The organism is Shewanella sp. SR43-8, assembly GCF_014163775.1.
Lineage (GTDB): Bacteria > Pseudomonadota > Gammaproteobacteria > Enterobacterales > Shewanellaceae > Shewanella > Shewanella vesiculosa.
On record NZ_JACJDX010000009.1, the window covers coordinates 225,690 to 239,525 of the forward strand.

11 protein-coding genes are annotated in these 13,836 nt (G+C 42.3%); 9 read left to right on the forward strand and 2 right to left on the reverse strand.

Annotated elements, in window-relative coordinates; translation table 11 throughout:
- Window positions 1-2: 2 nt before the first annotated feature.
- Entirely contained in the window at window positions 3-1,847 is a 1,845-nt protein-coding gene (locus H5114_RS13655; RefSeq protein WP_182723218.1) for a diguanylate cyclase domain-containing protein, read from the reverse strand.
- A gap of 528 nt (window positions 1,848-2,375) precedes the next feature.
- Here H5114_RS13655 and leuA point away from each other — a divergent pair.
- The 6 genes from leuA (at window position 2,376) to glpK (ending at window position 10,710) form a co-directional block, all read left to right on the forward strand.
- Window positions 2,376-3,944, forward strand: coding sequence for a 2-isopropylmalate synthase (gene leuA / locus H5114_RS13660; protein WP_124018362.1), 1,569 nt, complete (start codon window positions 2,376-2,378; stop codon window positions 3,942-3,944).
- Complete coding sequence (gene leuB, locus H5114_RS13665) at window positions 3,941-5,035, forward strand: 3-isopropylmalate dehydrogenase (protein WP_182723219.1); 1,095 nt, start codon at window positions 3,941-3,943, stop codon at window positions 5,033-5,035. The genes leuA and leuB overlap by 4 nt, the downstream gene beginning before the upstream one ends.
- Window positions 5,035-6,447, forward strand: a complete 1,413-nt coding sequence (leuC, locus tag H5114_RS13670) for a 3-isopropylmalate dehydratase large subunit (RefSeq protein WP_182723220.1) — start codon at window positions 5,035-5,037, stop codon at window positions 6,445-6,447. Before leuB ends, leuC begins: the two co-directional genes overlap by 1 nt.
- Before the next feature lie 21 nt (window positions 6,448-6,468).
- Entirely contained in the window at window positions 6,469-7,074 is a 606-nt protein-coding gene (gene leuD / locus H5114_RS13675) for a 3-isopropylmalate dehydratase small subunit (protein WP_182723221.1), read from the forward strand.
- A 477-nt stretch (window positions 7,075-7,551) separates the two neighbouring features.
- Window positions 7,552-8,904 (forward strand): outer membrane protein transport protein, encoded by a 1,353-nt coding sequence (locus tag H5114_RS13680; protein WP_182698913.1) that lies wholly within the window; start codon window positions 7,552-7,554, stop codon window positions 8,902-8,904.
- 309 nt (window positions 8,905-9,213) lie between these two features.
- Window positions 9,214-10,710 carry a glycerol kinase GlpK gene (gene glpK / locus H5114_RS13685; protein WP_182723222.1) on the forward strand — a complete coding sequence of 499 codons (1,497 nt, stop codon included), beginning with the start codon at window positions 9,214-9,216 and terminating at the stop codon, window positions 10,708-10,710.
- A gap of 11 nt (window positions 10,711-10,721) precedes the next feature.
- Here glpK and H5114_RS13690 read toward each other — a convergent pair whose 3' ends face one another.
- Window positions 10,722-11,042: a hypothetical protein gene (locus tag H5114_RS13690; protein ID WP_124018368.1), complete on the reverse strand. Its 321-nt coding sequence runs from the start codon at window positions 11,040-11,042 to the stop codon at window positions 10,722-10,724.
- Window positions 11,043-12,075: 1,033 nt separating this feature from the next.
- On the opposite strand from H5114_RS13690, the gene mraZ reads away from it, so the two are divergent.
- The 3 genes from mraZ to ftsL are packed head-to-tail and all read left to right on the forward strand — an operon-like array spanning window position 12,076 to window position 13,830.
- A complete protein-coding gene (gene mraZ, locus H5114_RS13695) occupies window positions 12,076-12,534 on the forward strand; it encodes a division/cell wall cluster transcriptional repressor MraZ (RefSeq protein WP_124018369.1) in 459 nt (152 codons plus the stop codon).
- A 25-nt stretch (window positions 12,535-12,559) separates the two neighbouring features.
- Complete coding sequence (gene rsmH / locus H5114_RS13700; RefSeq protein ID WP_011639222.1) at window positions 12,560-13,501, forward strand: 16S rRNA (cytosine(1402)-N(4))-methyltransferase RsmH; 942 nt, start codon at window positions 12,560-12,562, stop codon at window positions 13,499-13,501.
- A gap of 14 nt (window positions 13,502-13,515) precedes the next feature.
- On the forward strand, window positions 13,516-13,830 hold the full coding sequence (gene ftsL / locus H5114_RS13705) for a cell division protein FtsL (protein WP_124018370.1): 315 nt from the start codon (window positions 13,516-13,518) through the stop codon (window positions 13,828-13,830).
- Window positions 13,831-13,836 lie beyond the last annotated feature (6 nt).

Genomic DNA, 13,836 nt, shown 5'->3' on the forward strand with positions numbered 1-13,836 from the left:
GGTTAATTTTCGTCATAAGAATAAGACGTTTCCTGGGATTTTATTTTATTCAGTTGATTAATTACCGCTTTTTTTACTAGTACGTCAAAAGTATCGAGTTGTTGTAAACCCGCTATGCCGATATTGACTTTGAGGGCCGTTTTCCATTCGCTGAGGACTTGTTCAATTTGGGTTGCCACTCTTGCGGCCCCGATGGGGGATGTGTGAGGCAGTATGATGATGATTTCATCAGTGTTATGACGAAACAATTTATCTTGCTCTCTGAGAGTATGTTTGAGGCGTGGGATGATAAATGCCAAGTCCATGGTATTTATATGATTGATATTGAGTAGTAATAACGTCAGTTGATAGTGCCCTTGCTTGGCACTATTTAACATATTATCGATACATTGTTGTTGGCTTTCTTCTTGCTCCTCAATATTAAGATGCTTTGGTTTTCTGACTAAAAACAGCACTAGCCCAACGGATAAGAATAAAATAATTAACACTGCAATGGTTAAATTTTGGTTGATATTATTGAGCGGTTTTTCTGGTATTGTGCTGGCTTCACTTTGCGCGGTGATTCTGGCTTTATACTGCATAAAATGAGCATTGTTTAACTTAGCTGCAGCTTGTTTGGCGGCATCAAAACGCTGCACTTGAAACAGGTAAGCGGATTCGAACTGCTTTTGTTCAGCGTAGTATTGACTGATAATTTGGTTAAATTCTTCTAAATCAGAAAATTGTTTAAGTTCAGTTGCTTGTTCAATAATCTCATTAAGTAGCGACAATGCTTGAATATCTTTATGTTGTGCAAAATACACTTTGGCTAAGGTGCGCTTGATGCGCATAACGTAAAGAGGCTCTTGGTATTTTATGAAAAGAGCGATGCTCGAATGTGCGAGTTGTTCAGCAATATCATAATCGCCAACGTATAAATGAATTATTGCAAGTAAGGCATATTGATTTGCTGCATCCCTCTCTGAGCTTATATCTAAATCTTTACTGAAGTTTTCGGCCAAATTTAAATAATACAGCACCTTGGTTTTATCATTTAGCGCAATATGTATAAGTGCTAGATTGATTGTCACTGTGGATTTTATTTTTCCAAAAAAGGAAGTATCTTTATAAGCCGCTTCGGAAAAATGTAGAGCATCTTCATAATCTCCCATAGAGAAAAATACATTAGATATTTCTGATTGTATAAATGATTTGGGCAACAAGTACCAATGCTGAAATTGGTTTTGTGCTTCATCATAAATATCTAACGCAAAACGCAAGTCTTCAATGGCCGAATTATAATTTTCTAGGCTAGTATTTTGTCTACTTCTGGCATAAAGGCTATTTACAATTGCTTGCTTCTCAGAGTAACGCTTGGCTAAACGAAGCGCTTCTTCGGTGAGTTGTTGTTCTTGTAGCGTATTGCCAAGGCTTTGGTGTGCATCGGCTTGGCACTGAATGAAATAAGGGCGAGCGGTATCGTATTTAAACTGTCTGGCCTTCATTTCCCCTTGTTTTGCCAAGGTGATTGCCTGATTAAACTCACCAAATTCCAGCAAATTAAAGCAATGAAGTAGCGTTAAGCGCAGTGCGTTGATATTGGCTAATGGTTGTTGACTATGTTGTTGCTCAAGTGACTCAATGAGTGCTTTTGCTTCCACGGAACGTTGAGAATTAATATTACTGATTACATTGAGCTGCTCACGAACACTCAACTGTTGAGTTTGGCTAATAATGTCGTCGGAGAGTAATAAAGATTGCGATGGTTGTGCTAAGGCTGGTGTTGCGACTAAATGCAGAGTTAGGCCGAAGATTAAAGCAAAAATGCGACTACCATGATATTCAATACTCTTTCTTGATAACGTCATCGTCATATATCAATTTTATATGGGGTACGTGCAGTATACGATTATTTATCATGAGAAACATAAAAATATAATTGATGCAGCCACTTAGGTTGATGTTTATTTGTACTTTGAGAGGTAAGTTCATTAATTGAAAGCAAATCAATATTGGCTGATCACGTCGTTGTTTAACTGTAATGAGGCACTAGTACGCTATCATCTTTTTCACGTTAGTTAAATTAGGGTTGACACAGAAGGCTGGTCGCGTTACATATTAGGTATAGACATAATTGTATGTCGCACAATTAGCATATTTAGTTATTAAAAGTGAATATTAACGGCATGAACACACAATCAACTTTACTCGGACTCCTTCTCCTCTCACGCATACTCTGCGCGGAGTCCTTTGTGTTACATGCAAAATAATTCATTAAGCATACACAAACCCCGCGCTAACAGCCGCGGGGTTTTTTGTTTCTAGCCCTTTTGAAATGTACTAGTTGTGATGTTTACAGTTAGGTAAATATACATGATGGTCGATGGAGAAATTCGATGTCCAATAGAGTCATAATTTTTGATACTACCCTACGTGATGGTGAGCAAGCACTAGCAGCAAGTTTAACCGTTAAAGAAAAGCTGCAAATTGCCTTGGCGCTTGAACGTTTAGGTGTTGATGTGATGGAAGTGGGTTTCCCGGTTTCTTCTCCTGGTGATTTCCACTCGGTGCAGACCATTGCTAAGACCATCAAAAATAGCCGAGTGTGTGCATTGTCTCGTGCACTTGAAAAGGACATTGATGCTGCCGCCCAGGCATTATCGGTTGCCGATCAATTTCGAATTCATACCTTTATTTCAACTTCGACCATTCATGTTGAAAGCAAATTAAAGCGCTCGTTTGACGATGTGCTTGAGATGGCCGTTAATGCGGTAAAGTATGCTAGACGTTTTACTGATGACGTTGAGTTCTCCTGTGAAGATGCCGGCCGAACCCCAATCGATAATTTGTGCCGAATGGTAGAGGCAGCGATTAAAGCGGGTGCTCGTACGATCAATATTCCCGATACAGTGGGTTATACCGTGCCAAGTGAGTTTGGTGGCATTATTCAAACCTTATTTAATCGAGTACCGAATATCGACCAAGCGGTGATTTCGGTTCATTGTCATGATGATTTAGGTTTATCGGTTGCTAATTCTATTGCCGCAGTTGAAATGGGGGCACGCCAAGTAGAATGTACTATCAACGGTATTGGTGAGCGCGCCGGGAACTGTTCGCTAGAAGAAATAGCTATGATTTTAGCGACCCGTAAAGATTTGCTTAATGTTGAGTGTGGTATTAACGCCAAAGAAATTCACCGAACCTCATCGCTCGTCAGTCAATTATGTAATATGCCCATTCAAGCTAATAAAGCTATTGTGGGAACCAATGCGTTTTCTCACTCATCGGGTATTCATCAAGATGGCATGTTAAAAGCTAAAAATACTTACGAAATTATGACGCCAGAAAGCATTGGCTTGAATCGTAACAATATGAACATGACCTCACGCTCTGGCCGCCATGTGATTAAACATCGTATGGAAGAAATGGGTTATCAGCCAAGTGATTATGATATGGATAGCCTGTACGAGCAGTTTTTAACCTTGGCGGATAAAAAAGGTCAGGTATTTGATTACGATCTAGAAGCATTGGTATTTATGGAGTCGCAAGCACAAGACGATGATAAGTATCAGCTACAGCATATGATGGTGCATTCAGATTCGACTGAAGGAGTTGCCACCGCGACAGTGCGTATTGCGGTAGATGGTCAAGATATTACCGAAGCATCGACAGGAAACGGACCAGTCGATGCGGCTTATAATGCCATTGCACGTGCCACTGGTCGTCAGATCAATATTACTAACTATAAATTAAGTGCCAAAGGCGAAGGTCAAAATGCGCTTGGGCAAGTCGATATTACTGCCAAATATAGCGAGCAGATGTTCCACGGTGTTGGTTTAGCCACCGACGTGGTTGAAGCGTCAGCTAAAGCGTTAGTCCATGTGATGAACTTAGTATACCGCGCAGATAAGGTTGCTGATTTTAAACAACAGATCCATAAAGAAAGGGAGTTAGGTAGCGTATGAGTTATCAAATAGCAGTTTTGTCGGGTGATGGTATTGGTCCTGAAGTGATGGCTGAAGCGCGTAAAGTGCTTAGTGCAGTAGAAGCGCGTTTTGGATTAGACATTAACTATACCGAATATGATGTTGGCGGCATTGCCATTGATAACCATGGTTGTCCTTTACCTGACGCTACTTTAAAAGGCTGCGAAGCCGCGGATGCGATTTTATTTGGCAGTGTGGGTGGCCCTAAGTGGGAGCACTTGCCGCCAAATGATCAACCTGAACGCGGCGCATTATTACCGTTACGTGGTCACTTTGAGCTATTTTGTAATTTACGCCCAGCAAAATTACATGACGGCTTAGAGCACATGTCACCTTTGCGTAGTGATATTTCCGCCCGTGGTTTTGATGTTTTGTGTGTGCGTGAGTTAACCGGTGGCATTTATTTTGGTAAACCCAAAGGACGCCAAGGAGAGGGGGAAGATGAGGAAGCCTTCGACACTATGCGTTATAGCCGTCGTGAAATTAGCCGAATTGCCCGTATTGCTTTTGAAGCCGCCCGTGGACGTAAAAACAAGGTCACTTCTGTTGATAAAGCCAATGTGCTGGCTTGCTCAGTATTATGGCGCCAAGTAGTAGAGGAAGTGGCTAAAGATTTTCCTGACGTTACCTTAGAGCACATCTATATTGATAACGCGACTATGCAGTTATTACGTCGTCCAGATGAGTTTGATGTGATGTTATGTTCTAATTTATTTGGTGATATTTTATCTGATGAAATTGCCATGTTAACGGGCTCTATGGGGCTTCTGTCATCAGCCAGCATGAACAGTAGCGGCTTTGGTTTGTTTGAACCAGCGGGGGGCAGTGCGCCTGATATTGCTGGTAAAGGCATTGCGAACCCAGTGGCGCAGATTTTATCTGCCGCATTGATGTTGCGTCATAGCTTAAAGCAAGAAGATGCCGCAAACGCCATTGAACGTGCAGTAACAAAAGCACTAGCAAGTGGTTATTTAACTGGGGAACTGCTTTCTGCCGATAAGCGCAGCGAAGCAAAGTCGACAGCTCAAATGGGTGACTTTATCACTCAGGCAATTAAGGATGGTGTGTAATGGCCCAAGTGACCGGTAAAACCTTATATGAAAAAGTGTGGGATGCTCATATTGTTGCTAGCCCAGAAGGTGAGGCGCCAGTAGTGTATGTGGACCGCCATTTAGTCCATGAAGTGACATCTCCACAAGCCTTTAGTGGTTTAAAAGTGGCTGGACGTAAGCTACGTGCGCCACAAAAAACCTTTGCGACAATGGATCACAACACCTCGACCCGCAGTGCCAGTCTTGATGCGCTTAGCCCTATGGCAAGAACTCAAGTTGACACTCTAGCGCAAAATTGTAAAGAGTTTGGCGTGCGCTTATATGATATTCATCACCCAAATCAAGGTATTGTCCATGTAATGGGTCCCGAGTTAGGGATTACTCTGCCAGGTACTGTGATTGTTTGTGGCGATTCACACACTGCGACTCATGGTGCATTTGGTGCATTGGCATTTGGTATTGGCACCTCAGAAGTTGAGCACGTGCTTGCAACACAGACTTTACGTCAGTTAAAAGCCAAAACCATGAAGATTGAAGTTCGCGGTAAAGTGACCGATGGTGTAACAGCGAAAGACATCGTATTAGCGATTATCGGTACTTTAGGCATGGATGGTGGTACAGGTTATGTGGTTGAGTTTTGTGGTGAAGCTATTGAAGCATTAACCATGGAAGGACGGATGACCTTGTGTAATATGGCCATCGAAATGGGCGCGAAAGCCGGTATGGTAGCACCTGATGAAACCACTTTTAATTACCTTAAAGGGCGTGAGTTTGCACCTAAAGACGCCATGTGGGAGCAAGCCGTTGCAGCTTGGTCGCAATTGAAGGCAGATGCTGATGCGGTATTTGATGCTGAAGTGGTGCTTTACGCTAACGATATTGCACCGCAGTTAACTTGGGGTACTAACCCTGGGCAAGTGGTGGCGATTGATGGCGTAGTACCTAACCCTGAGCAAGAAAGCAATGTAACTAATCGAACCAGTATGGTGAAAGCATTAGAGTATATCGGTCTTACGCCGGGTACCAAGATGACAGATATCAGCATTAATAAAGTCTTTATTGGTTCTTGTACTAACTCACGTATTGAAGATTTACGCTCAGCTGCTGCGCATGCTAAAAATCGTAAAGTGGCAGAAGGCGTAGTCGCGATTGTCGTGCCAGGATCTGGCCAGGTGAAGTTACAGGCAGAAGCGGAAGGCTTAGATAAGATTTTTATTGAAGCAGGTTTTGAATGGCGTTTACCGGGCTGCTCTATGTGTTTAGCGATGAATGATGACCGCTTAGAGGCGGGCGATCGCTGTGCATCAACCAGTAACCGTAATTTTGAAGGTCGACAAGGCCGTGGTAGTCGCACCCATTTAGTGAGTCCTGCTATGGCTGCTGCTGCAGCTGTTGCTGGGCACTTTGTTGATATTCGTCAACCTTATTAACGAGCTAAACAAGGATTTTTTATGCAAGCTTTTACAGCACATACCGGTTTAGCGGTAGCCATTGATAGCGCTAATGTTGATACCGACCAAATTATTCCCAAGCAATTTTTGTCTAAAGTTACGCGTGACGGTTTTGGGGTTCATTTATTTCATGATTGGCGTTATTTAGACGATGCCGGTGATAAGCCAAATCCTGAATTCGTATTAAACCAGCCTCGTTATCAAGGTGCTTCAATTTTAATCGCCCAGGAAAACTTTGGTTGTGGATCATCTCGTGAGCATGCGCCTTGGGCGTTAGCGGATTTTGGCCTTAGAGTGATCATTGCGCCGACATTTGCGGACATTTTTTACGGTAATTCGATCAATAATGGCTTATTACCGGTTAAGTTAACATCCACAGAAGTACAGCAATTGATTGATGAAGTGTCTGCCACACAAGGTGCGAAAATTACTGTAGATTTACAAGCGCTAACGGTGACGTCACCTTCTAGTTGTGTATTCAGTTTTACTATTGTGGAGTCTGCACGGCATAAGTTGCTTAATGGGTTAGACGCAATCGGATTAACACTGTCATTTGAGCAACAGATTAGTGACTACGAAGCGCATATACCGGCTTGGTACGCATAATCTGTTATTACAGAGTGTGTTAGGGTGTATTTATATCTGATGAATCACTGATTAAAAACCTCTTCATTACATCATGAAGAGGTTTTTTACTTTTTAATTGTAAAAAGTTTTATGTAACCATTTTGTGTCACAATTTTTTTAGCGTCAGAGTTTAGATCAATACGGTTAATTATTTTAGCTTACCTCTGTACGATATATTTTTTATAAGATACTGATTTTTAATTTTAAAATTTTAGCGATTCGCATCATTGATAAATTAAGTGTACAGCCATACCGTTTTATCCTTCCCCGAAAAATCATTAAATCAAAAGTTTGATCACGATCACAATTTGAAATTCAATCACTCACTTCTTGTTCGGTCTCTTTGTGCTGTTGCAAAGCTTTTTTGGATCAGTACACTGACGACTTCATTTAAATCGAGCTTTTGCTCTATATCAGTCGATTTATGCAGTTTGAATCTAAACACAGAGAATCATAATGAAAAAAACAGTGTTAACACTGGCGATAAGCGCCATTGTATTTGGGGCAACAACTCAAGTGAACGCCGCAGGTTTCCAACTTGCAGAATATTCAGCAACAGGTTTAGGCCGTGCATTTGCTGGTGAAGCTGCTATTGCAGACAATGCGTCAACTCAAGCGCGTAATCCAGCCATGCTGGCTTATCTAGAAGGCCGCCAAGTGTCAGCGGGTGGCATCTATGTTATGCCGAATGTTGATGTTGTTGGTGATGTGGCTATTTCTTCACCATTATTAGGTTCAGAGCCATTAGTCATAGGTGCTGACGCATATGATGTTGCCGACAATGCCCTAGTACCGAACTTTTATTATTCAAATCAGTTGAATGATCAATGGACTTGGGGTCTAGCGATTAATTCTAACTATGGTTTAGCCACCGATATTCCGGTAGCGGATGCGGCGGCTATTTTTGGCAGTAAAACCTCAATTACTACGGTCGAATTTAATCCTAATATAGCCTACCGTGTAGATGAATCATTTACCGTTGGCGCAGGTCTTCGAGTGGTATATGGCGAAGGTGAAGTTGGTGCAACCGCTCCTGGTTGGATTGATGCGATTAAAGCTAACCCTAACTTACCTGCAAGTATTGGTGCGCGCTTACCTTCTGGTGGAACCGAGTTAAAGTCAATGAAAGGTGATGATGTTGGCTATGGCTGGAAAGCGGGCGCGAGCTGGCAAATTAACTCAGCTAACCGCATCGGTTTGGCTTATCACAGTAGTGTCGATCTTAAATTAGACGGTCATGTGTCTGGTGTAATTTATAATGGCGGCCAAAACATTGAAATCGAAGGTTACTTACCGGTTGAATTGCCTGCATTTGCAGAGCTTGCTTCTTATCATCAGTTAACTAAAAACTGGGCTATGCATGCCAGTGTGAATTGGACTGAATGGAGCGTATTCGAGCAATTGGTGGCGTATTTTCCTGGTGATGTTAAGCCTGTAGGTAACCTAGAGTCAGACGTAGTTAAAGAAGAGAACTTTAAAGACAACTGGCGTTATGCCCTTGGTACTACTTATACCCTTAATGACCAATGGACATTACGTGCTGGTATGGCGCTAGATAAAACGGCGGTTGATGATCAACACCGTACTACAACCATTCCTGATTCTGACCGTTTATGGTTCAGTGTGGGTACTGGTTACCAAGTGTCTAAAAATCTGAATGTTGATCTGGGTGTGACTTACATTCGCACATATGGTGATGCACCGATTACTGAGAACCAAGATCTAGTAGGCCTTGCTGCAGTGAACTTTACTGGTGAAGCAACTGGCGATGTATGGTTAACCGGTATTCAGTTAAACTATAAGATGTAATCAGCTCTGCTAGTGTTGATCGTTAAGGCCTCGCAGTTGCGAGGCCTTTTTATTAGTTAAATAGTGATAAAACGTAAGATTATTTTTATCGTAATAACAGTGATAACTTGAGTCGCGCGGTACTATGCTTTCAAACCATGAACACCGTAATTTACATTCCTGCGGGTGTGACTAGATAATTAACCCCTTGGATATTAGTAAAGGCAATTGCCTGCAATAATTATATTTGTCGATCTAGTATGTGATATGGGTTTATTAAATAGACAAATAATACAAAAATAATCATATTAAAATGATATAGGAACTCAGATGGCTGCCAAAAAATACATTGTCGCATTAGATCAAGGCACGACAAGTTCTCGTGCCCTTGTGTTTGATCATCAAGCAAATATTGTCGCCGTTGCTCATCGTGAATTTACTCAACATTATCCGCAAGCTGGTTGGGTAGAGCATGATCCTATGGAGATATGGTCTTCACAAAGTTCAGTGTTGGTGGAAGTACCGACTCGAGCAGGAATTAGTCGTCATGATGTCGCTGCAATAGGGATTACTAATCAACGTGAAACCACTATAGTCTGGAATAAGCATACTGGTAAGCCAGTATGTAATGCGATTGTATGGCAATGTCGCCGCAGCCAGACAATATGTCAGCATCATAAGGCCTTAGGGGCTGAAGATATGGTGCGCCAAAAAACTGGACTAGTACTAGATCCATACTTTTCGGCGTCAAAAATTGAGTGGATTTTAGATAATGTTGCAGGGGCCCGTGAACAAGCTGAAGCCGGTGATCTATTGTTTGGCACGGTTGATACTTGGCTGGTGTGGAAACTCACCCAAGGTGAAGTTCATGTGACCGAACCAACCAATGCATCTAGAACCATGTTATTTAATATTCACACTAAACAGTGGGACCAAGAGTTACTCAATCTGTTTAATATCCCTCGTTCGATGTTACCTGAAGTGAAACCCTCATGCGCCATTTATGGCTATACCGAACTTGCAGGCAACTCAGTTCCTGTCGCTGGGATGGCTGGCGATCAGCAGTCGGCATTATTTGGCCAATTGTGTATTGAGCCTGGTATGGCAAAAAATACCTATGGTACTGGCTGCTTTTTGTTAATGAATACCGGTGACAAAGCCGTTGAGTCAACTCATGGTTTATTAACGACCATTGCGATTGGGGCTGACACAAAAGTGAATTATGCCCTAGAGGGTTCGGTATTTATGGGGGGCGCTATTATTCAATGGCTCCGTGATGAGTTAGGTCTTATTGCCGATGCGTGTGACACCCAATATTTTGCCGACAAAGTGGATGACACGAATGGCGTCTACTTGGTGCCAGCATTTGTGGGTTTAGGAGCCCCTTATTGGGATGCTGATGCCCGAGGTGCCATCATAGGCTTAACCCGCGGCGCTAATCGAAACCATATTATTCGAGCCGCATTAGAAGCCATTGCATATCAATCTCGTGACGTGCTGGATGCCATGAGTAAAGATTCTAATGTGCCGTTAACACAAATTCGAGTCGATGGTGGTGCGGTGGCAAATGACTTTTTAATGCAATTTCAAGCTGATATTACAGGTGCAACGGTTATTCGTCCTCGGGTCACTGAAACGACTGCTATGGGGGCTGCATTTCTAGCGGGTTTAGCTGTTGGGGTATGGCAGTCGACTGATGAGTTGCAGATTATGTTGTCTACTGAGCGCGAGTTTACGTCAACTATGGACGAAGCTACTCGAGCAAAGTTGTACCAGGGGTGGAAGCAAGCTGTGTCGCAAGTCAGCCCAAACGGTAACTTTGCTTAACGAAGTAAGCATTACACTTCAATATCAATATGCTGGCTGGTGGTTTCTCCACGGGTGGAGAATCGCTTATCCGTTTTCATTGGTCTAATTCGGCTAGCGCCATTTTTTTTCTCATTAACGGTTCTCGGTTTAGAACGCCTTTCTTGACGAGGGGCCTCTTGGCGTTGAATCGGGACTTTATGAGCAATATTAGGTGGCAATTGTGACTGTGGCGCCTCGTGGCTGTCGGCGCTGATAGCACTGGTATGTTTGACGTTTTCAACAATCCGTTTACGCTCACTTACCGCCTGTACTGGCCTAGCCAACATGGCATAAATGCTATCGATACTCATGATGCTCTCCCATATTGGTTAAATGAATGTGATTGTTAACCACCTTAACTGTTTATCGGCACAAATTGATTAAAATGTAATCTTTTAGATAGAAGCTCATTTAGGAAGCGCTTTTATCAGGTGGATCATTGGCGTTATCGCTACCCACTGCCGAAAGTAGATATGATGAGCCATGTTAATCTTCAATTGCTTTAAATTTGTTCAACCATTACCCCACGCTAGCAGAATAATACCAACATCGCGACACTTTCCTACTTCAACTCAGCCAGGTATTAAGCGCGAGCTGGATGTAGTCTTTGCGTATTCACCTTGTCGTTCACTTGCATTCATGAGCGCTTTTTACTATTTATCCATTGAGCTAATTCAACCTTGTACCTTTTGAGGCATTAAGAAAAATTAACTGTGATTACGAGATGAATTGATAAAATGCTTGCCCTTAACATAGGGCCTTTAATGTCCAACATTGTGATATTTAACCGTGGATGTTAACCATAATTTGATGATGATTAATTGCTTAAGTATTGCGACCCTGCTTATTTAAGCAAAATGTCTATTAAGGTTAATCATGAGTTTGTGTGCTTTACAAACTGCGCGTTACATACTGCTATCGAGAGCAATGGGTAGATATAAAGGTAAGATTAAGTGGTTTTTTAGCCATATAAAGTAGACCCAGTCGACTATTTGTTAATTTTTAATGAACTTAAAACCGAGTAGCTGAGCAGTATTACGATATAAAGATGGAGTATTCGAACCATAAAGTAAGTTTAATAAAAAAGATCTCCAGTCTATTTTAGCCGATAAAGTGACCGTTATGTCTCTGGTTTAACTCATTTACCCTGATTTTTAGCTGTTTTTTTCAGACGGCTCTGTCATTCATCCCGCTTGATATTAATTTGCTGCTAACCCGCTTGGGGTATGGATTTAATATATCTGTCCATTGCTTGACAACACTTGCATAGAGTCCCTAAACTTAGCATTTGTGGGAAGAAGTGGATCATTGTGGATCAAATGATAACAATAAGGGCTAAATAACGTGTTTCGTGGCGCCAGTGCAATCAACATGGATGCAAAAGGACGGATCGCAATTCCAGCGAGATACCGTGATGCGTTACGTGTGGAGCATGCCGGCACTGTGATTATGACCGTTGATATTGATGCCGCTTGTTTGTTGATTTATCCGTTACACGAATGGGAGCAGATTGAAGCAAAGTTGAGACTGCTTTCTGACACTGATCCACTTGAGCGATCCTTTAAACGAAAATTACTAGGTCATGCACAAGATTGTGAACTAGACAGCCACGGACGTATTGTGATTCCGCCGGCATTGCGAAGTTTCGCCAGCTTAGAAAAGAAAACCATGCTGGTGGGCTTACTGAATAAATTTGAATTATGGGAAGAGTCAGCTTGGCAACAACAAATGGATGATGGCAATACGCTCATTCAAAGCCAAGATTTAGCCAGCAATGAACGCTTGGCACACTTTTCACTGTAGTTATCTAAAAGGTTAGAAGAACCCAATGAGCCAAGAGTTTGCCCATTTATCTGTATTACTCAATGAGACCGTAGACGGACTCAACATCCAAAGTGATGGCATCTACATTGATGGCACTTTTGGCCGTGGTGGGCATTCGCGTCATGTGTTAAGTCATTTGGGTGAAAACGGTCGCCTGATTGCGATTGACAGAGATCCGCAAGCGATTGAGGCAGCTAAACAGTTTGCTGATGATCCACGCTTTCAAATTGTTCACGGTGGCTTTGGTCAATTAGCTGAATATGTCGAAGAACTTGGTCTGACGGGCAAAATCAATGGTGTATTGCTTGATCTTGGCGTGTCGTCGCCACAGTTAGACGATGCAGAACGCGGCTTTAGTTTTTTACGCGATGGCCCGCTCGATATGCGTATGGACAATAGCCAAGGTCAAACTGCAGCCCAGTGGATAGCACGTGCAGAAATTGAAGACATGGCATGGGTATTTAAAACTTATGGTGAAGAAAAAAATTCGCGCCATATTGCACGATGCATTGCAGCCGATCGTGAAAAAACGCCTTTTTTACGCACGAAAGACTTAGCTGATTTGATCGCGCGGATCACCAAAAATAAAGAGCGAAATAAGCATCCTGCCACGCGAGTGTTTCAAGCTATCCGCATTTATATCAATAGTGAATTAGAGCAAATAGATCAAGCGCTTGAAGGTGCTTTAGCAGTGCTAGCTCCCCAAGGTCGCTTATCAGTGATCAGTTTTCATTCTTTAGAAGATCGTATGGTTAAGCGTTTTATACGCCGCCATAGCCAAGGTGAAAGCGTGCCACATGGATTACCTATCATGGAGGCCGAGCTTAATAAATCGCGTAAATTAAAGGCGGTGAGTAAAGCACTAAAGCCTTCTGATGCAGAATTAGAGTTAAATCCACGCGCGCGCAGCTCAGTGTTACGAGTTGCAGAGCGTCTGGATTACTAACTATCGAGGGTAATGTGAGCCAATCACCATTAAATTTACCTCGAATTGTATTACTCGATATGTGGCAGCACAAATGGGTGTTGCTTCTTATTTTATTAATTGTAATCAATGGTGTAGCCGTAGTTTATACCAGTCATGTAACACGTAAATTGATCACTCAGTGGGATCAATTGTTGCAAGAGCAAGATCGCTTAGATATTGAATGGCGAAACTTATTATTAGAAGAACAATCGCAATCAGAGCACAGTCGTGTGACTCGAATTGCAACCAAAGAACTAAACATGTCTCGGCCGCTTCCTAAGGAGGAAGTTATCATTCGAGTCCAGTGAGCATAG

Coding starts and splice junctions, on each gene's coding strand:
- glpK (WP_182723222.1), top strand. CDS start 9,214: ATGGCTGCCAAAAAATACATTGTCGCATTAGATCAAGGCACGACAAGT.
- leuC (WP_182723220.1), top strand. CDS start 5,035: ATGGCCCAAGTGACCGGTAAAACCTTATATGAAAAAGTGTGGGATGCT.
- leuA (WP_124018362.1), top strand. CDS start 2,376: ATGTCCAATAGAGTCATAATTTTTGATACTACCCTACGTGATGGTGAG.
- leuB (WP_182723219.1), top strand. CDS start 3,941: ATGAGTTATCAAATAGCAGTTTTGTCGGGTGATGGTATTGGTCCTGAA.
- H5114_RS13690 (WP_124018368.1), bottom strand. CDS start 11,042: ATGAGTATCGATAGCATTTATGCCATGTTGGCTAGGCCAGTACAGGCG.
- rsmH (WP_011639222.1), top strand. CDS start 12,560: ATGAGCCAAGAGTTTGCCCATTTATCTGTATTACTCAATGAGACCGTA.
- leuD (WP_182723221.1), top strand. CDS start 6,469: ATGCAAGCTTTTACAGCACATACCGGTTTAGCGGTAGCCATTGATAGC.
- H5114_RS13680 (WP_182698913.1), top strand. CDS start 7,552: ATGAAAAAAACAGTGTTAACACTGGCGATAAGCGCCATTGTATTTGGG.
- H5114_RS13655 (WP_182723218.1), bottom strand. CDS start 1,847: ATGACGTTATCAAGAAAGAGTATTGAATATCATGGTAGTCGCATTTTT.